The 21,530-nt window shown below is 47.9% G+C and carries 20 protein-coding genes and 1 pseudogene; 6 read left to right on the forward strand and 15 right to left on the reverse strand.

What is annotated here, in order from left to right:
• The 3 genes and pseudogenes from ACOJS8_RS11545 to ACOJS8_RS11555 all read right to left on the reverse strand — a co-directional run.
• Window positions 1-355: pseudogene (locus ACOJS8_RS11545) on the reverse strand (hypothetical protein); the annotation flags it as partial.
• A gap of 294 nt (window positions 356-649) precedes the next feature.
• Window positions 650-4,711 carry a two-component regulator propeller domain-containing protein gene (locus ACOJS8_RS11550; RefSeq protein ID WP_420148694.1) on the reverse strand — a complete coding sequence of 1,354 codons (4,062 nt, stop codon included), beginning with the start codon at window positions 4,709-4,711 and terminating at the stop codon, window positions 650-652.
• Between the two features lie 144 nt (window positions 4,712-4,855).
• Complete coding sequence (locus ACOJS8_RS11555) at window positions 4,856-5,626, reverse strand: M48 family metallopeptidase (protein WP_420148695.1); 771 nt, start codon at window positions 5,624-5,626, stop codon at window positions 4,856-4,858.
• Between the two features lie 188 nt (window positions 5,627-5,814).
• Between ACOJS8_RS11555 and ACOJS8_RS11560 the strand changes: the two genes are divergently transcribed.
• Window positions 5,815-6,216 carry a Dabb family protein gene (locus ACOJS8_RS11560; protein WP_420148696.1) on the forward strand — a complete coding sequence of 134 codons (402 nt, stop codon included), beginning with the start codon at window positions 5,815-5,817 and terminating at the stop codon, window positions 6,214-6,216.
• A gap of 54 nt (window positions 6,217-6,270) precedes the next feature.
• Here ACOJS8_RS11560 and ACOJS8_RS11565 read toward each other — a convergent pair whose 3' ends face one another.
• From ACOJS8_RS11565 to ACOJS8_RS11590, 6 genes are all read right to left on the reverse strand, one after another.
• Complete coding sequence (locus tag ACOJS8_RS11565) at window positions 6,271-7,749, reverse strand: MFS transporter (protein WP_420148697.1); 1,479 nt, start codon at window positions 7,747-7,749, stop codon at window positions 6,271-6,273.
• Window positions 7,750-7,851: 102 nt separating this feature from the next.
• The gene (locus ACOJS8_RS11570; protein ID WP_420148698.1) at window positions 7,852-8,292 is read right to left on the reverse strand and encodes a hypothetical protein; all 441 of its coding nucleotides are present in this window, start codon (window positions 8,290-8,292) and stop codon (window positions 7,852-7,854) included.
• Between the two features lie 99 nt (window positions 8,293-8,391).
• On the reverse strand, window positions 8,392-9,348 hold the full coding sequence (locus ACOJS8_RS11575; RefSeq protein WP_420148699.1) for a cytochrome-c peroxidase: 957 nt from the start codon (window positions 9,346-9,348) through the stop codon (window positions 8,392-8,394).
• Window positions 9,345-9,725, reverse strand: a complete 381-nt coding sequence (locus ACOJS8_RS11580; protein ID WP_420148700.1) for a hypothetical protein — start codon at window positions 9,723-9,725, stop codon at window positions 9,345-9,347. Before ACOJS8_RS11580 ends, ACOJS8_RS11575 begins: the two co-directional genes overlap by 4 nt.
• A gap of 226 nt (window positions 9,726-9,951) precedes the next feature.
• Window positions 9,952-10,320, reverse strand: a complete 369-nt coding sequence (locus ACOJS8_RS11585) for a hypothetical protein (RefSeq protein WP_420148701.1) — start codon at window positions 10,318-10,320, stop codon at window positions 9,952-9,954.
• Window positions 10,286-11,950, reverse strand: coding sequence for an ArnT family glycosyltransferase (locus ACOJS8_RS11590; RefSeq protein ID WP_420148702.1), 1,665 nt, complete (start codon window positions 11,948-11,950; stop codon window positions 10,286-10,288). The genes ACOJS8_RS11585 and ACOJS8_RS11590 overlap by 35 nt, the downstream gene beginning before the upstream one ends.
• Window positions 11,951-12,076: 126 nt before the next feature.
• On the opposite strand from ACOJS8_RS11590, the gene pgi reads away from it, so the two are divergent.
• From pgi to ACOJS8_RS11615, 5 genes are all read left to right on the forward strand, one after another.
• Entirely contained in the window at window positions 12,077-13,735 is a 1,659-nt protein-coding gene (pgi, locus tag ACOJS8_RS11595; protein WP_420148703.1) for a glucose-6-phosphate isomerase, read from the forward strand.
• Window positions 13,736-13,896: 161 nt separating this feature from the next.
• On the forward strand, window positions 13,897-14,808 hold the full coding sequence (locus ACOJS8_RS11600; protein WP_420148704.1) for a PorT family protein: 912 nt from the start codon (window positions 13,897-13,899) through the stop codon (window positions 14,806-14,808).
• Between the two features lie 139 nt (window positions 14,809-14,947).
• On the forward strand, window positions 14,948-15,841 hold the full coding sequence (locus ACOJS8_RS11605) for a hypothetical protein (protein WP_420148705.1): 894 nt from the start codon (window positions 14,948-14,950) through the stop codon (window positions 15,839-15,841).
• A gap of 109 nt (window positions 15,842-15,950) precedes the next feature.
• Window positions 15,951-16,517: a precorrin-2 dehydrogenase/sirohydrochlorin ferrochelatase family protein gene (locus ACOJS8_RS11610; RefSeq protein ID WP_420148706.1), complete on the forward strand. Its 567-nt coding sequence runs from the start codon at window positions 15,951-15,953 to the stop codon at window positions 16,515-16,517.
• Between the two features lie 18 nt (window positions 16,518-16,535).
• Window positions 16,536-17,081 (forward strand): NADPH-dependent FMN reductase, encoded by a 546-nt coding sequence (locus tag ACOJS8_RS11615; RefSeq protein ID WP_420148707.1) that lies wholly within the window; start codon window positions 16,536-16,538, stop codon window positions 17,079-17,081.
• Here the strand turns inward: ACOJS8_RS11615 and ACOJS8_RS11620 are convergent.
• From ACOJS8_RS11620 to ACOJS8_RS11645, 6 genes are all read right to left on the reverse strand, one after another.
• Complete coding sequence (locus tag ACOJS8_RS11620; RefSeq protein WP_420148708.1) at window positions 17,066-17,266, reverse strand: hypothetical protein; 201 nt, start codon at window positions 17,264-17,266, stop codon at window positions 17,066-17,068. The two genes, ACOJS8_RS11615 and ACOJS8_RS11620, sit on opposite strands and share 16 nt — an antisense overlap.
• A 150-nt stretch (window positions 17,267-17,416) precedes the next feature.
• Window positions 17,417-17,848, reverse strand: coding sequence for an energy transducer TonB (locus ACOJS8_RS11625; RefSeq protein ID WP_420148709.1), 432 nt, complete (start codon window positions 17,846-17,848; stop codon window positions 17,417-17,419).
• A gap of 5 nt (window positions 17,849-17,853) precedes the next feature.
• Window positions 17,854-18,069, reverse strand: coding sequence for a hypothetical protein (locus tag ACOJS8_RS11630; RefSeq protein WP_420148710.1), 216 nt, complete (start codon window positions 18,067-18,069; stop codon window positions 17,854-17,856).
• Window positions 18,044-19,138 (reverse strand): spore photoproduct lyase family protein, encoded by a 1,095-nt coding sequence (locus tag ACOJS8_RS11635; RefSeq protein ID WP_420148711.1) that lies wholly within the window; start codon window positions 19,136-19,138, stop codon window positions 18,044-18,046. The genes ACOJS8_RS11630 and ACOJS8_RS11635 overlap by 26 nt, the downstream gene beginning before the upstream one ends.
• A gap of 266 nt (window positions 19,139-19,404) precedes the next feature.
• On the reverse strand, window positions 19,405-20,169 hold the full coding sequence (locus ACOJS8_RS11640; protein ID WP_420148712.1) for a cupin domain-containing protein: 765 nt from the start codon (window positions 20,167-20,169) through the stop codon (window positions 19,405-19,407).
• Between the two features lie 98 nt (window positions 20,170-20,267).
• On the reverse strand, window positions 20,268-21,158 hold the full coding sequence (locus tag ACOJS8_RS11645; protein ID WP_420148713.1) for a class I SAM-dependent methyltransferase: 891 nt from the start codon (window positions 21,156-21,158) through the stop codon (window positions 20,268-20,270).
• Window positions 21,159-21,530 lie beyond the last annotated feature (372 nt).

The following is a 21,530-nucleotide window of genomic DNA, read 5'->3' on the forward strand; positions in this document are numbered from 1 at the left end:
CGGGGGTGGGTGTTGTGAACAAGATACTGGCGATTGGAGAATAGCCATTAACGCAGCCAATACACATACCCGGCGGAAATTTGCCACCGATGTAGGACGTACCGCCCAAGGGGCCGCTCTGCCAGATCCGGTTGCCCTGGAGGTCATACTTTACAACCTGAGACGGATTATAATCACTCCCTATAGATTCTGATGTTGCAATGTTGCCATCTGCCAGTATAGACAGCGTCTTTCCTGTTTTACTCCACTGAACATCCGGGATTGACTGCGCCTGAGCCATTTGGTTTCCTAGTAACCCTATACTGAGCAGGGCTAGCCAAATGTTCTTCATCACTTGGGTAAATTTTTCTTTCATGACGCGTAAGAATTTAGTGGTTTTTGTACGCAAAGTAGACTCATTCGTCTGGACGAACTAAGGTAAAATGTTTGCAGGCATGTTGTTATTTCTGGTCGCAGATTGCCCCTAAAGTGAAAGCAATTGTCCCCAATTTGACACAAAGCCTCACTGTCAGTCCGCATTGCAGGTTCTTATGGCACGCGTTTCTGTGCGTTGTACGATTTTTGGGACTAACCCGTGTTTGGCGACCCTATCATACGTAGCGTCGCCAGCCCGGTGGATGGGCAATTATTTACTTACCAATTCGCGTTCTTACACTTTATCCAGACCGGTTGCAGCGAACTCAGAAGGGGTTTTGTGGTAGAACTCTTTGAAGACAGTGGCAAAGTAAGAGGGTGTTTTGAAGCCCACCAGATAAGCCGTTTCGGAAGCATGATAACCAGCCCGAAGGAGATCGGCGGCTTTACGTAATCTGTACTGTCGAATCAGTTCGTTTGGCGCTAATTGAACAAGGCTGTGAATTTTGCGATAAAGTGTTTTACGGCTCATGGCCAGCTGATCGGCCAACCAGTCTACGTCAATGGATGGATTGCTGAGGTGCGCTTCCAGCAGATCATAAACCCGATGAAGAAAAGCATTCTGTACTGTATCGATTGACTGCATTAGGCCGGGCTGAGTAAGCTCCTGACGGTATTGATCGCGAAGTTTCTGCTGACGCGAAATCAGATTACGTATCCGCAGATGCAGTTCGTCCAGATGAAATGGCTTGGACAGGTAATCATCAGCTCCTTCCTCCAATCCTTCAATACGGCTATGGTGAGCGGCTTTTGCCGTCAGCATGACTACAGCAATATGATTGGTGTGCGGGTGGTTCTTAATCAGGTGCGTCAGTGTGTAACCGTCCATCCGGGGCATCATTACGTCCGAAATAACAACGTCTGGTAGTTCAGTTTGAGCCTGCTGCCAACCCGCTTCACCATCGACGGCCCGGAGAATCCGGTAAGATGAGGCCAGTTCGCCAGCCAGAAACTCGCGTAGTTCCGTATTATCTTCCACGATGAGCAGCAAAGGAGCCTGCAATTCGGCAGTCGACAGCTTACTATCCGGCCTGGGAGATGCCACTAGCTGCTGACTAATCGGTTCCTGGTTCGTCAGGATCACGGCTGGCGCATCGACGTCACTTGACACGGGCTTCACAGGCAACAGGAGCTTGAACGTAGTACCCATGTCTGGCTGACTACTTACATCGATTGAACCGCTCATCAACTCAACCAATTCTTTGACAAGAGCAAGTCCAATGCCCGTTCCTTCATAAGCACGTGTATGCGAGTTATCAACCTGATAAAAACGGTTAAAAATATGCGGGAGATTTTCCGACGTGATCCCAATACCCGAATCGGAAATGCTGACACGTATACTGGAGATGTCCTGACTTACGGACGGGGCGAAAGGCTTCAGCGAAACCGTTACGTTGCCGCCTTCGCCCGTAAATTTGAGGGCGTTCGATAATAGATTCGTCAGAATTTTTTCCCACTTATCGGCATCGAACAGATACTCCCGTAGGATGTCTTCGGCGGAATACGTCAACGTAACCCCTTTCTGTTCAGCCGCCTGGCGAAACGACTCAACCACGTGCTCAACGAAGTCCGTTACGTCGCCACGTAACAGCGAAGTTTCCATCCGCTTGGCCTCTAATTTGGACAGGTCCAGCAGCTGATTAATCAGCCGAAGCAATTGATTGGCATTACGTTGCATCAGGGCCAGTGTCTGACGTGTCGACGCATCAAAGCGGCTATCCTGCAATAGTTTTTCAATGGGCGATATAATCAACGATAAGGGCGTGCGGAACTCGTGCGTAATGTTCGAGAAAAACCGGGTTTTCAGTTCATCGATCGTTTTTAGTTGCTCAGCTTCCCGACGGTTTAACTCCAGCTCCTGCTGCTGCCGGATTCGGTTTGTGTAAAAGCGGAAATAACGCCAGAGAGCCCCAATAAGTAGTAGAGCATACACTCCATATGCCCACCAGGTTGCCCACCAGGGCGGGCGTATAACAACTCGTACGGACGTTCCCTTTTCGTTCCAGATTCCGTCGCTATTGGCAGCTTTTACCTGAAACAGATAATCTCCGGGCGACAGGTTCGTGTAGTTAACAAAATGACGACTGCCGTTCTGAACCCAGTTTTTGTCGACACCAACCAGTTGATAAGCGTATTGATTCTGCTCCGACTGTGCATAAGTCAGTGCCGCAAAACTGAACGAGAGAAAATTTTCATCATGGCTCAGCGTAATCAGACTGTCAGTAAGCGGCCTTACCTGGTCTTTGACTTTCAACTCTGTGATATAGACTGGAAAAGGTCGGGTATCGTCGCGAATGCTGTCCGGATTAAAATAAACAACACCGTTCAAGCTGCCGAAATAGAGTCGGTCCTTCTGCCGAAAAACAGCGTTCCGCAGAAAATCATTACTAGCCAGTCCGTTGGTAGTCTGATAAGTACGCACAGCATTGGTTCGCGGATCAAACCGACACAGACCTTTATCGGTACTCAGCCAGATATTGCCAGCCTTATCACTTATAATACCAACAATGTTGTTGCTGGGTAATCCTTCGCGGGTTGTGATTGCCGTAAATAAGCCCGTGTGCGGATCAAATCGATTTACGCCACTTTGCAACGTACCGACCCAGATAATCCCCGTGTCGTCTTCATAAATCGTGATGATATCGTTACTGGTTAATCGACTTTTCGAACCGGCTGTATAATGTATAAACCGGCCTGTTTGCGGGTTCAACCGGCCAATTCCGTTGGTGCGGAATGGAATCCAGACATCGCCTGCCCGGCTGACCAACAAACCATATACGTATTGATCGGGCAGGCCGCCAGGGTCCTTCGGATTATATTTGTAATACCGGTAGCGACGCGTTTGCGGGTTAAAGGAGGCAATGCCAGAAGCTGGCGATATGTAGCCTCCAATCCAGATGTCGCCCGTTGGAGCACGGCGGATGTACTCCGCCGGTACTTCTGACGGATAGCTGCTGTATTGGCCGGTAGTGGGGTCAAAATGATACAAACCTGACCACGTACCAAGCCAGACTCCACCAGCACTATCGGATAAAAGCGATTGCGAATAATTTTTGAATCGTCCGTGCGAACCAAACGTCTCGGGCGGTATAACCTGCAGACGATTGCTACGTGCCTCTGGCCTATATATGGTATAACCATTACTGATCCAGAATCGCTCGTCATTATCCGGCAGGAGTGCCACTACCTTATTTTCGGGCAGGTTGGCAATACCTTTGTTAGGTCTTATCTGATACGTTATAAAAGGCTTGCTATTAACAACTTGCCGATCGATGCCATTATCAGTACCTACCCAAAGTGTACCCGCCCGGTCGTGATAAACTGTCTGAGCCGTATTGCTGCTGATACCTTTTGGCGCATTTGGATCAGGACGATAGGTGAATACCTGATTTCGTTCCGGATCGATACGTTGCAAACCCGATGTTGTGGCCAGCCATATAATCCCCTGCGCATCAGTGTGTACCGAGTTTAAAAACGTAAACGGATTTATTTTTCCGTCTGGATTATAATGTTCCAACTGCCAGGGCTGGCTGCGCAGGTTCAGTCGGAATAAACCGTACCCAGCCGATGCCGTAGCCATCCAGAGCACTTGCCGGGCGTCAAGATGAAAGGCAATAAATGTAGGTTGAGCCTCATTCGAAACATCCGGAACAGGCACCAGCGTATATAGACCCGTCGACCGATTGAGCAAATACAAACCGCGATACGTCCCTACCCAAAGCCGGTGCTGCGGATCCTCAAAAACGGTCTTGATACTTGCTTCGGGATGTGGGGAAGGATAAAGCGTAAACCGATGATACGCAGGCTCGTAGCGCGCCAATCCTGCTAATGTACTAATCCATAATACGTGTCGGCTGTCTTCATAAACCGAATGCTGATAGTTCCATCGATCGGCGTTGCTGCCCCGAATCGGATGGGGTGTAACGCGTCCCGTTCGTTTATCAACTTCATGCAATCCTCCCTGTGTGGCTACCCATAACCGATTTTTCCCATCTTCGCAGAAGCCCGATATCTGACCGTTCTGGAAACTGTGTCCCGGATCGTCCGGGTTTGGCTTTAGTGTCGTGAACGTATAGCCATCATACTTATTCAGGCCATCGTTGGTTCCGAACCACATAAATCCTTCCTGGTCCTGAAGAATACAGTTGATGGAGTTGCTGGAAAGACCATCTTTGATGGAAAGGTGATCGAACTGATTGCTGACAGGTAAGTCCATTTGCATCCCACCAGAACGTTGCGTCTGAGCGAATCCCGCTACGTAGGATATCAAAAGGATCAGAAAAAAGTACGTGCGCACTGCAAAAAACAATAGTCCGTTTACAAATTAAAATTACACAGAAAGGACTATTTCTTGTATTTTTTTTACAATACGGTCATAAATCTGTTTATAAGGCTTACTATTCCTTTTCCAGCTTCAGATTGATCTCTCCAGTCTGATCGCTTATTTTTTTACCAGTCCATCACGTCTGGCGCGATCCCGGACGCGCTGCGCACGGGCTTTACTGTCCGGGTGAGTGGAAAGAATCTGGGTAACCCGTCCCCCCTGGCCTCCTCCACTCAACTTAGCCAGTTTCTCAAACGACGTAGCCAGCGCCAGTACGTTATAACCGTTACGTTTCAGAAAGTCGTAACTATAATCATCAGCCTCAGACTCCTGCCGTCGGCTGAACGATGCGCCCAGCAGATAATCCGCTACTCCACCCAACTGCGACCGCGAGAGCTTGCCCAACGTACCCGAGCCAGAAGCCGCAGCGTTACGTACCGCCGACCGTCGAAGTGCACTTTTCATGGCATCGCGCGAGTCGCGATTAATCACATGACCAATTTCATGGCCCATAACAGCCAGCAGCTCGCTATCGGTCATAGCGTCCATCAGTCCTTTAAAAACACGAACGCTCCCGTCGGCCGTAGCGAAGGCATTAACATCGGCCGTTTTATACACTTTATAATTAATAGGCAAACCGCCCACTTTATGATGACGCGCTACGATTCGGTTCAGGCGTTGCGTGTAGGGGTCGTTAGGGGCGGCTACCGGATTTTTGGCGTCCATTTGCTGTACAGCCTGCCGGGAATACTCAGCCACCTGAGCGTCGCTCAGGGTATAGGCATTAAAGGCGTCAATACCCGCCTGGATCAAACTAGGATTAACCTGGGCCACACTTAAGCTGGGTAGCCCGAGTACAATAGACAAAATAAGTGTGATACGTTTCATAAGAGAATCAGTTAAATTCATCTAACCTTAGCTCAACAGAATTCAGATTATTGACTATATAATCGTTAAAAAGTTTAAGCGTCCTACCAAGTGGTTTTGTTGACCCAGTTAAAAAGCAGACTTGCCTGATGACGAATCGTTCGACATTTTTGCTCCTGGAACCTCCATTTTCATAAATCGACAATCGCATGAACGAGCAATCCCGGAGAAGTTTTGTCAAAAATAGTGTTGCTGCTGGCGTTGGGGCTGGCCTGCCGAACGTAGTACCAGCCGCTGGCGAACTGTTTGTTCACCACGTTTTATTTTACCTTAAAAACGCGGGTAATCAGGCCGACAAGGCCAAACTGCTGGAGGGTTTAAATAAGCTCGCCAAATGCCCTACGATCAAAATGGTCCATATTGGTACGCCTGCTGCTACCAATCGCGACGTTATTGAGCGAAGCTATGCGTATTCCTGGCTATGTTTTTTCGATAGCGCAGCCGATGAAGAAGCTTATCAGAAACACCCCATTCACGATGACTTCCGGAACAATTATTCATCGCTCTGGGAAAAAGTAGTCATTTACGATTCTATCGGTCCCAAACGATAACTTGCTATAACTCGAAGCGCACCAACTGGCGGTGCGTTTCGAGAGGCTATTTTTTTAATTGGCAGGTGGGCTCATAACCGAACCGGCAGGAACGGCAGTTACAGCGGGCGATAAGGCTGGGGTAGGTTTTCCGCGTAGAAAGGATAGTATTGCGCCTGTCAGAACTAACCCTGCCATAGTCAGGTAGGCGTAATGCATGCCAAAAACTTGTGCCGTTGTCGTTTCGGGCGTTACGTCATGCGCCAGAGCGTAGCGGTTACGCGTACTGTACCATACGGCCGCAGCTAACGCAATCCCGACCACAAATCCGAGGTTACGCATAAAGGCAATCATACTGCTGGCAATACCCCGCTGATCCAACGGTGCCGCATTAAGGGCACTGCTGCTGTTTGGCGACTGAAACAACCCAAACCCCAGGCTAACCAGCGAACTGCGCCACACAACATCGCTCCATTCCCAATCAGCGGCCAAGAAAGAGAAAGCGAAGTAACCGCAGGCCGTAATGAGCAGTCCTGCCGTGGATATCCATCGGGCACTGATTCGGCTGGATAAATACCCGCCCAGCGGAGCCACAACGCTCAATGTTAACGGTCCCGCTAACAATACCAAACCTGCTTTTTCGGGATTTAGGCCCAGCAATTGCTGCAAAAAGAAGGGAATGACAAACAGATTACCACCAGAAGCCACAAATCCACAAAAGGCGGCCAGAATAGCCGACGTGAACGGCCAGATTCGGAACAAGCCAAGACGTAGCATCGGTTCAGGAACCCGCATTTCCCAGATCAGGAAAAATGCAAGCAGTACAGCGCCAACAGACAGTAGCGTAATCACGAACGTATTGTCCCAGCCATAGCGCGGTTCCGGCCCAAAATCCAACCCCAACAAAAACGTAGTGACACCGATTAAAAATAGCCCCGCGCCTAACAGATCGAAACGCTGTCCACTCACCTTTGGGCTTTCGGGTATAATGGTCCAGGCCCGCCAGATGGCGATTATTCCGATCGGTACGTTCACGAAGAAAATACTTGTCCAGCCGAATTTGCTGAGTAACAAACCACCGATAACCGGACCGGCACTTGATCCGGCGGCTACCACCGACCCCATAAAACCCAGCGCCTGTCCGCGCTCATTCGGCGAAAACGCATCGCTGATAATGGCCGGTCCGACGGCGTAAATCATGGAAGCCCCCAGGCCCTGAACGACCCGAAACCCTACCAGCGACCATAGGTTCCAGGCCAGGCCACACAACAATGAGCCTAGTACAAACACGCAAAAGCCAGTGATATAGAGTTGTCGTCGGCCCACCCAGTCCGACAACTTACCCATGATCAGCAACGTACTGGTTGTCGTGAGCAGGTAACATAGAACAATCCACTCGACGCTATCGCCAGCATTTAGCTCACGCCGAATGGTTGGTAGCGCAATATTGACGATGCTGCTGTCGAGCGTCGACATAAACGTACCAAACATCACCGTTCCCAAAATAATCCATTTATTGGGCGACGATACGTTAACAGCGGTGGATGATGACACAGTGTAATTCAGGTTGTTCCGAAACGTAACGGAGGGAGTGAGCCGGTTGTTCAGGGGAAATTACCCATTGCCGATTTTGACAGGATTCTTTTCAAACGTAAATCATTTAGCCGTCACCTGTACAACGTACGTACGAACAGGCTGTCCGCTTCCGGTCTGATTAATCGGTTTTGTAGAGAAAACAACGTTAGCCGTGCCAACAGTAACGCCTTTTATCTGGAAAATGGCGGGTCCACTGTTGTCGCGCTTCAATGTATCGACCGCCGGAGCCAACTGCTGTCTGGATACTTCAACCACTTCCTGATTGTCGGACGTACCGATCAGCTCCTGCGAGCCATCCCCCTGCCGCGGCAGGGATACTTCTTTTATTTCCCCTACCGACAAACGCAGTTTTCTTTTAGCAACGTCCGTCTGCCCCGTCTGACTGCAGGCTACTAAGCTCGTTAGTAAAAACCCTAACCAAATAAGCGTAGAGATCTGCCTTAGCGTGGAAAAGCCAGCCAATGCCGATAGATTCAGTGTTGATCGTGTTGAGGTTGTCATAGCGCTATAACTACCTAACGGCATTAACAGTTTTTTGTCAGTTGACTCACATCCGTTTATCTGGAGTGATGTTTAACGTCTGTACACTCTAGCATCACACTAATTCGGTTTTGCCTTGACTAAAAAACGTTTATCGGTCAGTGACAGGAGGAAGCTCTCCAGATCTTTCTTTTCCTGAACTGTTAAACCCAGTGGTTTCGCCAGTAGCGGATCGCGATTGATAGCGTTCGGAACGATTTTGTCAGGATCATCGTAAAAATCAATGACCTGAGCCAGCGTTCTGAACATACCGTTGTGCATATAAGGGGCCGTCAACGCTACGTTACGTAGAGGACCGATCTTGAATTTTCCCAGATCGGTCGCTCTTTTGGTAACAACCGCCCGGCCGCTATCAGCTAACGTTTTACCATCGAACAGACCGATATTCCTAAACTCCGAATTATTGAAATTGGCACCAAAATGGCACTGTATGCAGTTAGCTTTGCCATTGAACAAAGCGAAGCCACGTTTGGCCGACTCACTTACAGCATTTTCGTTATCGTTCATGCGCCAGTCGTCAAAAGGTGTTTCGGGCGTTTCAAGGGTCTTCTGAAATTCGGTCAGTGCCTTTGCCAAGTTCGCTTTCGTTGGCAATTCGCCAAAAATCTGTTTAAAATAAGTGCGATACGTTCGGCTGCTATTTAAGCGTTTTACAGCGATGTCAATCGGCAAATCCATCTCATCGGGATTAGCAATGGGAATCAGCGCCTGTTCTTCAAGTGTGGCAGCCCGCCCATCCCAAAAGAAACTAGTTTGTAAAAGCACATTCATGGCTGAGGGCGTATTCCGTTTTCCCTTACGACCAAGTACGCCCAGACTGACCGCCGACGTATCAGCAAAGGCGTATTCTTCCCGGTGGCACGTAGCACAACTAACGGTCCGGTTACGCGACAGAATCGAGTCAAAAAATAGCCTTCGTCCTAACGTAGCTTTGTCGGTTGGTTCATTCGTTATAAACGCAGCATTGAGCAGGCCCACAATTCCGACTGCTGTTAGAAAGAAAACGTACGTTTTCACGGCCTCGCGGATTTTACCCGTACTAACGTCGGTGAGGACGCGATAGAGTTCCGCCTAACCCGGCAAGTGTCCTGAATGAGGGTTTGCCGAACAGAATCTTCAGTGATGTAGGTTAATTGATAGCTCCCATAATAACCAGGGCCACAGATGGGATCAGAAATCGATAGCGTATCCTGACTAACCCGGTATTTTCCGCTCACGAAGGTTTTACCATTTAGGAAAATATCAAACGTGCCATCCGCCCGAAAAACGGATACGGCGGCTGTCCCAGGCCCCAGGTTTGGTTGCCAGCGGCCAACGAATTTATCAGGAGGATTTGTGAACGATACGCCCCCCAGAACAATACCTATAAGAGAAAGGTGGATGGCTTTTTTCATGATGTTACGTTTTTTGGTTAGTCGGTAAAGGGTGGCCTCAAGGTAACTTCATTCTAATCAAACATATATCTATTGCATAGTATCATTATTAAATGTAAAGGGATACTACGTTCATTTCATAAGTTATTGAGGAAACGGTCGCTTCTTGTCTACTCAGGAACGTGAGTCAAAGTCGGCGGCCAGCGTTTACGGCCTTCTACTACGTTGGCGCTGGTATATTATCACGTTAGGGCAGCATTTTCACGTACACATAAGCAGCCTGCGCAAAATCTTCCCATTTCTCGGCATAATCGAATGGCAATTGTACCCATTCCCGCATCGGGCGCTGTTTACCCGATGGATCAAACCGTTGTGCCCCATCCAGGCTCAAAGCCTCCTGATGAGCCTCGCCAGTGAGTTTAAACACCATCTCGTTATGAAATAAACAGATGAAGGGTTTCCCGTCAATCCGGAAACAAGGCAGCCCAAAAAGTTTATTACGTTCAGTTCCAGCCAGCGATTGACCGATAGCCAGAAAAATATCCAGTTCATTGGTCATCATAATCGAAGGAATCAATATGTCACTTTGCCGATCGCTGATAAAATACGAAGCCATTTTCTTCACCTGTTTTCCGAACGTCGGGTAGAGAATCGAGCACTGTAGGGCGTTCCGAAGCGTGACGGATGAACCAGACGTCTTTGTCAATCTTACCACGTAGCAGCCAATCATCATTATAATAATTGGGATTGGTTACGGCAGGTTTCTGCGTGTAGAAATAAGGGCCATAGCTATGATATCCATACGTTCTCACGTAAACGTCCTGCCCCTGTGCCCGTTCGAAAAAACGCATGGCAGCCGCCTGCGAAATCCCTTCGATCCGACCAATAAAAAACCAGAGAGTCAACGTAATAAACACGGCCATACCACCAAAAAGCACTACTGATGCCTGGGCGGGTTCGCGCTGGTTGTACCAGCGAATCACAACGATCAGAACGAACAACAACCAGATACCCGGCAGAATGGTCCAGAGAGGCCAGTCGATTTTAGCATCCAGATTTCCCTGCGAAAAGGGGTCCTGATCGGCTACCAAACGTACTAAATCCATCCGACGGGCAGCAAGTGGCAAACCCCCGATGGCGACCACAAAAAGTCCGCCAACAAGAATCAGTCCGGCCCGCATCCAGTTGTTAAACTGAATTTTTCGTTCTTCCAGTTGCAACAGCGTCAGGGCCGCGAGATACGTTAACGGGAAATAGCAGAGTGACGAGTAATGCACTATTTTCGATTGTACAATCGTGAACAGAATCAGCACAACCCAGAACAGAATCAGCATCCACCGGCGGAACTCACGCTGATAATTGCGCTCTATAAAAAGTTGCCCAAACGCCCTGATCCCGAAAATCGAAGCTGGAAAACAGCCGACTAGCAGAATGACAAAGTGATACGCAGGAAAACCTGCATGACCCGCGTCGGGGGTACTCAGGAGCCTTATACTATAAGCGAGAAACTCACGTACCAGCGTCGGGCCATTCAGATAGATATCAAGGCCGTACCAAAGCAATGAACCTACCGAAGCGGCTGCCGAAAACGCCAGAAATTGCAGGGGTGTAATGAACCACCGGAACCGGTTTAATGCCCAATACGTACCCAGACACAAACAAATAATAAGGTAAGCCACCGGCCCTTTTGTGAGGATGGCAAGGCCCAGTACAAAACCGCCCAGCAAAATATAAGTCCATTCTTTTTTCGGCACAGTCATGGCGCCACCCAGCCGTTCGCGTTTCCATGAGGCAAATATCACGTTGACTAAACTGACGAAAATGAACAGGTTAAAAAAAGGATCGATGATACCCGATCGGAAATACAGATGGGGCGTTACGGAGCCCAGATAAGCCAGCGCCCACAACAGTCCAAAACGATGCCCGTGCAGTTTCTGGCCGAGATGATACAGATAAACCAACGTAATGATGCCGCATATGGCGTTGGGCAGCCGAGCCGAAAACTCGTTGATGCCAAAGAGATTCATCATCATTGATTGCAGCCAGAAAAACAACGGTGGCTTTTCATAAAACGGCTTGAAATCAATGTGAACATGTAAATAATCGCCCAGAACAATCATCTCGCGTGCACATTCGGCGAAATTGATTTCGTCCCAGTCGAACAGCCGGACGCCCCCCAGAAACGGGATAAAAACCAAAATCCCAATGATGGCCAGTACGAGCGAATAAAAAAGTTTTTGATTCATTAATAAGCGAATTGATGAAAAAACGCTTCTCCCAGTCCGGGAAAGAACCGCAAAAATAGAGGAAAAAAGATTGTGGGGATTGACGATATTCGCGCCGACAACTTGGACAAAACCCAAAAGTACCTCATGCTCGCCAATCATCGCTTTACTGATTTACCGGCTTATGCCCAACTGCAAGCCCATTACGATAGCCTGAAAGATCGTCATATGCGCGATCTGTTTGCTGAAGATCCTGAGCGATTTGCTACGTTCTCGCGTCAGTTTGCGGATATTCTGCTCGACTTCTCGAAAAACCGTATTACGTCCGAAACGTTGAAATTACTCATTCAACTGGCGGAGCAGGCCGAGCTAAAAGATGCCATCGATAAAATGTTTTCGGGCGACAAAATAAATCGTACGGAAGATCGGGCCGTTCTGCACGTAGCGTTACGAAATCGTGCCAATACGCCAATTCTGGTAGATGGCAAGGACGTAATGCCCGACGTGAATGAGGTACTGGCTCACATGAAGTCTTTTACAGAACGAATTCGGTCGGGCGAATGGAAGGGTTACACGGGAGAGACCATTACCGACGTAGTAAACATCGGTATCGGCGGTTCTGACCTCGGCCCGGTTATGGTGACCGAAGCACTGAAACCTTACGCCGACGACAAAAAACTGCGTGTGCATTTTGTCTCGAATGTTGATGGGGTACACATTTACGAAACCCTGCAAACGGTACGTCCTGAGTCAACGCTGTTCCTGATTGCCTCCAAAACCTTTACAACCCAGGAAACGATGACCAATGCCCAGACGGCCCGGCAGTGGTTTCTGGATGCAGCTAAAGACGAAGCCGCCATTGCCAAACACTTTGCAGCCCTCTCGACCAACAAAAAAGACGTAGAGAAGTTCGGCATTGACCCTGAGAACATGTTTGGTTTCTGGGACTGGGTCGGTGGACGGTATTCACTATGGTCGGCTATTGGTCTGTCAATTGCGCTTTACATCGGCTTCGATAAATTTGAGGAATTACTGGACGGTGCCCACGAAATGGACAAGCACTTCCGGGACACGCCCCTCGACCAGAATCTGCCTGTTATCCTGGGGTTAGTTGGTATTTGGTACAATAATTTTTTTGGTGCCCAAACGGAAGCTATCCTCCCCTATGACCAATACATGCATCGCTTTGCCGCTTATTTTCAGCAGGGCGATATGGAAAGTAACGGCAAATCGGTGGATCGCGACGGCCATCCGGTTGATTATCAGACGGGTCCGATCATCTGGGGTGAGCCCGGCACCAATGGCCAGCACGCGTTTTATCAGTTGATTCACCAGGGCACCAAACTGATTCCCTGCGATTTTCTGGCCCCTGCGATTAGCCAACGGCCTATCGGCGATCATCATAAAATTTTAATGGCCAATTATTTTGCCCAAACGGAGGCCCTCATGAACGGCAAAACCGAAGAGGAAGCGGCCGACGAATTACGGAAAGCAGGGAAGAGCGAAGACGAGATAAAGGCTTTAGCCCCATTCAAAATGTTTTCAGGAAATCGGCCAACCAACTCCATTCTATTCAAGAAGTTGACCCCCCGAACGCTCGGCAGTCTGATTGCTCTTTATGAGCACAAAATCTTCACACAGGGCGTAATTTGGGATATTTTCAGCTTTGACCAGTGGGGCGTTGAGCTAGGTAAACAACTAGCGAGCCGGATTCTGCCAGAGTTGCAGGACGATACCCCGGTTAGTACACACGACAGCTCGACAAATGGCCTGATGAATGCGTTCAAATCGATGAGAGCCGCCTGACTTTTGGGCTATTTAGATGCTTTTTTCTGAAAAAAAGCGACAAATTAAATTTGCCCTAAAATCGGAATAGTTCAAAACATTGCTTACCAAACCTCTGTTAAAAGGGTGTAATTTCGATTACGCCCTTTTATTATTTATAAAACTCAACGATGATTGAAATCATGAAAAAGCAATTCTCCCTATTGGCAATTTGCCTTAGTTGTTTCGGTATCGCGAATGCTCAGACGACTACCAACACGTATTCGACGACAAGTTCAACAACGAATCCCAGCTACGTATCGCCAGTTACAACGGATAGCACAAACGCGGTCAACTCGACAAATTCATCAAATACGATGTCTAACAGCTCGAACAATTCTACTACGAACAGTTCGATGATGGAGAACAGCAGCACGGGTACCAATGGTACGTATTCGACCAACAGCATGGCTTCGCCATCGACAACTGGTACGACTACTACGGAAACCACTACCACAGATACATACACAACGACCCGGGTTAAGGACAAGAAAGATTATAAAAACTTTGTCTTCGGTATTTACGCTGGTTTGAACACAACCAAGTTTAAAGGTGAATCCGTCGACAACGGCGTCAACAATAAATTGACAGGTCGTTTGGGTTATCAGGCTGGTTTCTTCGTACGGGGTGGTGGTCGCCTTTACGGTCAGATTGGCGCTGAGTATTTTGCCTCTAGTTCAAACTATTTTGTCGCCGGTTCTGGTCAGTCGCCAACGTCCATCAAAGATCAGATTAACCTTAAGTACATCCAGGTGCCGGTTTACATCGGTTACAAATTAGTAGAATCGGACCGTGGAATTTCAGCAGTACGTGTGCAGGTCGGTGTTGAGTATGCTAACCAGATCGGTTCGGACAGTAACCGGTTCGGTGATCTGAACAACTTCCGGCTTAAAACCGGTACGTTCAACGGGCTGGGGCAACTAGGCTTTGATGCGGGTCCTGTATTTCTCGATCTAACGTATCACTATGGCTTTAGCAATGTCGTTACGCAGGAAACGGGTTTTGCAAGTTCACAGCGTCGGATACTGAGCGCCAGCGTTGGCTTTAAATTCTAAAACCAGACTTCCATTATAGAAAAGCCGCTTTCCAACGAGGGCGGCTTTTCTATACAATTAAAACCCGCCTACAGCCACTCCAGCCAAACATTCTCAACAGAAGAACGGTTGTAGCACTAAATACTCAACATGCTCACTTATGAAAACTTTCACTAAAACTGCTTTTCTGATTGCCGGTATCTGTAGTACTACGCTCACTTTTGGCCAGCAATACAATTCATACAACGACCGCTACAACAGTGACCGTTATGATAGCCGGGACCAACGGCGTTCTGATCGGCAAAATGATCGTTATCGCGATAACATGATCGATGAGCGCCGGGAGTACAACCGTCGGAATGAAGAATTTCCTCGCTATGAGAATCGATATCAGGGCCGAATTGGCGATAATCGGATGTTTGATGAACGCGACTTAAGCCGGGCTTACGACGAAGGATTTGAAGATGGGCAACGTAGTCAGGAGGTCTCTGAACGTCAGGAACAGCGTCAGAACTACAAGCATTTTACATTTGGCATTTATGGAGGAGCCAACTCCACCCGGTTCGAGGGCGAAACCGTAGACGGGAAAAATTTAACGGGACGCTTAGGCTATCAACTGGGTTTTCTGGTTCGCGGTGGTGGCCGCATCTACGGACAGGTTGGTGCTGAATATCTAACGTCCAGCTCTGAGTTTTATCGGGCAGGCGACGGCCAGGCGGGTAACGTTAGTGAACTTATTGGCAATATTGATCAGCGGTATCTACACGTTCCTGCCTATGTCGGTGTTAAGCTGGCACAGTCGGATCGCGGTGTATCGGGCATTCGACTGGCCTTAGGCGCTGAATATGCTACGCCATTGGGTACGGATAAAAATGATTTCAATTTAGGTAATGCTGACTTTCAGGCGGCTACAATCAACGGTCTTGTGAACCTTGGTTTTGATGCAGGCCCAATTATGCTGGACTTTGTGTATCACCACGGTTTTGCCGATGTCCTTACCAGTGGAAACAGCAAACGCCGGATTCTGGGTGTGAACCTAGGGTTTAAGTTTTAAAAATTCGTTAACAGTTCATCGTCGTCAGTCGATAGTTACTAGTTTGTTCTGTAGATTTGGTTATCGCCAAATGACTGACAACTACTAACTATCGGCTGACGACTTTTTTATGAATACCCTCTTCCCCATTTTTGTTAAGGCCGAACAATTACACGTACTGATTGTCGGCGGAGGCTACGTCGGTCTGGAAAAACTTACGGCCTTACTCGCTAATTCGCCTGACGCCCGCGTTACGCTGGTAGCTCCTGAAATTCGGGAAGAAATCCGTGATATGGACTTGCAATTCCCTAAGCTGCAACTGATTCAGGAACCGTATCACGAGCTTTATCTCTCTGACAAAGACCTTGTTATTGCTGGCACAAACGACAAACGCGTAAACCTGCAAGTTCATGATGATTGTAAACGCCACCGAATCCTGGTGAACGTAGCAGATACGCCTGATCTGTGCGATTTTTACCTGAGTTCAGTGGTAAAGAAAGGGGACTTAAAAATAGCCATCTCGACCAATGGCAAATCGCCGACGTTTGCCAAACGTTTTCGGGAAGTGCTCGAAGATATTCTACCCGACAGTTTGCAGGAAACGCTGGACAACCTGACGGCCATCCGTAAGCAGTTAAAAGGAGATTTCGTTCAGAAAATGGAGAAACTAAACGAGATCACGAAGGTGTTGCGCTGAAACAGCCTCGCAACGACTATGAACATTCTTGCCATCTCCGGCAGTCTTCGCCCTACCTCAACCAATACGGCTCTCCTACGTGCTTTAGCTGATCAGGCCCCTGATAACGTAGCGGTTACCCTTTACAATGACCTGGACGAGCTGCCGCACTTCAGTCCGGAACGCGACCATGCCAATACGTCCGAACCTGTTCATCGACTTCGCACCTTAATCCGACACGCCGACGCAGTGATCATCTGTACGCCCGAATACATTCATGGTATACCGGGTGTCCTGAAAAATATGCTCGATTGGTTAGCCTCGTCGGGCGAATTTGTCGGCAAATCCGTTGGTGTTATTAGCGCTAGTCCGTCCGATACGGGAGGCTCACGAGCACACGCTTCGCTATCGTACACGCTGTCCGTTTTAACAGCCGATCTACCGAAAGGGGCATCCCTGATTGTACCTTTTGTCCGACGCAGATTAGATGCCGATGGACGCGTAACTGATCCGGTTCTCGTTCAGGAACTACGAAATGTACTGGATGCGTTGACTAACGCGTCTAAACGCTACGTTTCCGAATGATTTTCCTCTGAATCGAACATACCTTCCATAGCCTGTTCGCCATATTCGCGCTGGAGCGTACCAAGTTCTTTATCCGAACGCGCGTCAGTATGGTCGGTATTACGAATTGTACCGGGCTCAAGCTTATGCTTCTTTTCGAGGTTCCCGACCTGAATGTCAGAACGATCTTTACGGGTCTTGCTCATACGCAGATTTCGGTTAGGTATCCGGATTCTCGTATAAGCATCCATAAAGCCTTTTGTTTGATTCCAGGAAAATAAATGTAGCAAGGTCGTTACCTCATGCTTCTTTTCGGGTAATCCAATTCCGAATGAACGTATTGATGAGAAGAAGAGCTACCGGTTTCGTACTGCACTGAAGTTGATGGGCAGATTATACCGACAGGCGACGGCTCGCCCATCAATTTTACCCGGAATCCAGTTAGGCATACTGGTAATCAACCGTATCGCTTCTTCGTCAAATTTGGGGCCAAGACTTTTCAGAACCTTTGCCTCCTCAATACGTCCCTCCTCACCGACGATAAATGAAACAAATACCCGCCCTCCCGCTTCGGGCTCAGCGGTCAAACCGGTAGGATAACGCAAATTTTTCTGAATATACTTCCCTAAACTGGCCATCCCTCCCGGAAATTCCGGCTGTTGCTGAACGACAGAATATATTGTTCTACCAGGCTTAGAAGCCGAATCAGGCCGAACCTGCTGAGCGTTAGTGGCTGACCCGAAAGTCCCCACAACCACTAAAACGATCAAAATTTTTAGCGCATTCATGATGTTTATCGCAACGTAACATATGCCGGTTTGTCGGTAAACGTACTGAATAGAGAAACACTAACAGGTAATCTTTTAGGAAGCGGTCGCACGAATTTATACCGATTAACAGCCGGGTCGATTCGCATCCAGATTACGGAGTTATAATACTGACTATCAGCAGATAAACTTATATCAGCATGGCGTGTAAAAGCACTACGTCCAATATAAAATTGGCGCATCAGGAAAGCGTTTACGCCACTCAGTATAAAAAAAGCTACGGAGAACGCTCATCTCGTCAGCCCGGTAAACGTACTTAACACTGCCGAACTTGTTACGTTTCTGCGAGCGGGTGGCTTCGTCCATCTCCAGACTTGTATTTGGATACCATTCGGTTAATACGTCCTTACTGCCGGGCGTAAAACGGTGCGTAATAAATTCAACCGTCAGGTCGCAGTCGAAGTTGAGTGTAGCAGCCAACCGGTCGAGTAAATGCGTGTATTGCTCACGCCAGTTAGTAATCGGCATGATAGGAGCCAGAACAACACCAACGGGATAGCCCCCTCCACCCTGCTGAATGGGTAAAGCCAGCTTACGAAGAGCCGTCAAGCGAGCTTCCAGCGAAGCCGTGCCACCTTCCAGACGGCGGGCAACAAGATCGGTGTTCAGGCTCACCCGGGCCCGCGTACGTCCATTATGAGCTAAATTTAGCAATGAGTTGACCTGGTCGTACTTGGTCACGAATCGCAGTTGCGCATCGGGTCGGCCTCCGAAATAAGTAATGCATTCGGCCAGACTACCGGTCAAGTGTTCAATACCAATCACATCTGTATAACAGCTTACTTCAAACGTAGTGACTTTACCAGGCTGCTCGTATGCGGCCGTGTTGGTCAGCATCTGGGGCAGATTAGCAAATACGCGGGTAACGGGCGGCCCCTGTAAACTACCCGCCAGATAACAGTATTGACAGTGAGCCGGACAGCCCTCAGCCAGATTCATTTGCCAGTCGGCGGAAGGCGGAATAGGTTGCAACCGAAAAGTACCTGGTGGCGCCTTTACAACGGCCAGTGTATTCTTCCCATTACGATACGTTTCGCGTTCAGTCGCTCCGCGCAATCCCGTCAGGCGATTGTTTTTCAGAATCTCAACAGGTAATCCCAACGTAGTGATACGTTCGTAGATCTGCTGTCCAAAAGGTTCGTCTAAAGCATCGGGCGTGAAAAGCACTCGTTTGGGTAGCCACAGACGCGAAGAAGATTTCGACTGGTCGAGAACTAAGGAATCAGCTGTTAAAGTTGGTTGAGTAAGCATGTAGCCATGAGAGAAGCTTCTTTTAATACGCTCAACAAAGCATCATTTCTCTCATTATTACAACAAACGCTACGTGGTTATAATTCAAATATACACTATACCCAACCAAACTTAACTATCTCACTATCATATACTTACCTAAAAATTTTTACAATCTTTGGCGGTTCATTCTGTGAAGCGTAGGTATCGAATTTGAGTACGTGACAGCCCTTAAACTACGTAGTGTTTCCTATGTCTGCTTAGACGTAAAATTCGATAGACCTCAATTATTCAAACTGGAAAGCAAAGTAAGTACAGGATTTCTGTCCAGTGTTTTGAATGGCATGAGGTACATTAGACTCCAGAAAAATCAAATCGCCAGCGCCAGCCTGGTGCAACGCGCCGTCTATACTTTCCTGAGCCACGCCATCAACCATGAGCAGAATTTCGGCCGCTCGATGTGTATGAGGAGGATGGCTCCATAAACCCGGATTGAGCGTTGTTACGTGCATTTCAAACCGTTTGGTCATCACCGTTCCGCAGTCGAACATCCGTCGAATACCACCCTTATCGTGCGGTTTGAAAGGCACCTCTTTCCAGTCGACCCAGAACGAGCCCCCCGCCAACCGATCCAGGTCTAAGTCCGGCATTTCGTTTGAGGTATACCGTATCAGGTAATATGTAACTGGCTTAGGCGACTTGTTTTCCAAGTGGTGTAAATCACCCGGCATAATAAGCACAATACTACCAGCGCCCAGGTTTTTCGTCTTCTCTCCTAACGTAACGGTCAAATCGCCTTCTTTAACAATAATCAATTGTTCTTCATCCAGTTTTTGCGCTGACGACGAAGGCTGATTAGGCAAAAGTGTTATACCACGGACGTTAAAATCGGTAAAGTCGCGCGTAGTACCTTCCAGAATCGTCCGATCTTCGTAACCAGCGTATTTGACAACCGGCGAATTATTCCAGGTGTATACTTTCGACAGAATCGATTGCGAAAAGACTGAAGACGTAGTGAAAGCAATCAGAAAAAAAAGAAGGAACGGCTTCATTGCGAAAAAGTAATAGCAGCGATTTATATAAAAGCTACCTGCTACCCCAAAGCTAATCAAATACTCTTTTTAATGACCAAAGCACCAAACTAGCCAGACTATACCAAGCTTTTCTTTGCCACACACATAAGCGATAAAGCGCTTTCGTCTGAGTCCGGATTCCGGCCGGATAAAAAGTTAGCTAATCGGTATTTGAATTCGGCTTTGCCTTTTTCTCCTCCCAACACTTCAGCGCCAAGCTCATGATTGTGCGGATAAACGTTAAGCTGAAAACCTAACGGTTCCAATGTATCAACAAATAATTTTTTCGTGACCCCATGGCCCGGCTTATGGTGAATTTCAGAATCCAATGCTGCCTGCTGCTGTGTTGTCGACTTGTGAAAGCCATGACCAATCAACCGATAATAGGTAAGACGCGCTTCCCACAACACTTTAGCAATCCCTTTATAATCCCAGGCGCTCAGTTGAGGGTCATGATCCGTAACAAGTACCCCACCCGGTTTAACCAAACGAGCTGCTTCTTTCAGCACACCTTCCATATTATCGCAATGATGAAGCGTAGCGTTTAGCACTACTATATCGGCAAAGTTTGATTTGAATGGCAGATCCATTGCATCAGCCAGTACCGTTGCGTAGCCAAGTTGTGCAGCAAACTCTAACGACTTCGGAGCAACATCGACCCCAATCAGAAGTTTGGGCTTTGTTTGCAACGTAGCGAATATATTCCCAGGACCGCACCCTATATCAACAACTATTTTGTCGCTCCAATCGCCGGAAGCGGCAAGCCATCGGTTTTTAAAACTATCGCTTCTGTGACAGTAAGTCAGGTATTCTTCGGCCCATTCAGAGTTGTCAAAATAATAGGCGTTTGCTTTCAGGCCGTCTGTAAGATGAGAAATCGGGAATTCCAGGTAGGTTTTTAAAGCAACTGCTTCTGTGTCATCCCGTAAAAACGGCGAAAGCTGTGAAATTAGTGGAGAGTTTTCCATATAATCGTATAGGGTACAGGTGATTTGACAAAACCATTTTATGATCGATTTGCTAAATAATCGCCAGCTAATTTGCGCTCCTGCACCCTATCAATGATCAGGCATAAAGGCATCATTCAGCCCATGATACAGGGGCAATGAGAATTTGATAGTACAAAGATTTATTCCGTCAGATAGTCTGATATATGCAGCGCGCTGCTTATTAATTAAACTATCATCAGATCACATTGGATTGGATATTGATGAGCAGGTATGCTCGTAGGCAGGCTAAGAAAATGTGCAGATAGTCGCTTATAAAGTCGAAATATTGTTTTTATAAAAACAATATTTCGACTTTATATACTAAAAACTAACCAAAAATCAATATTTTCA

It is taken from the genome of Spirosoma sp. (assembly GCF_048594605.1).
In the GTDB taxonomy this organism is placed as follows: Bacteria; Bacteroidota; Bacteroidia; order Cytophagales; family Spirosomataceae; genus Spirosoma.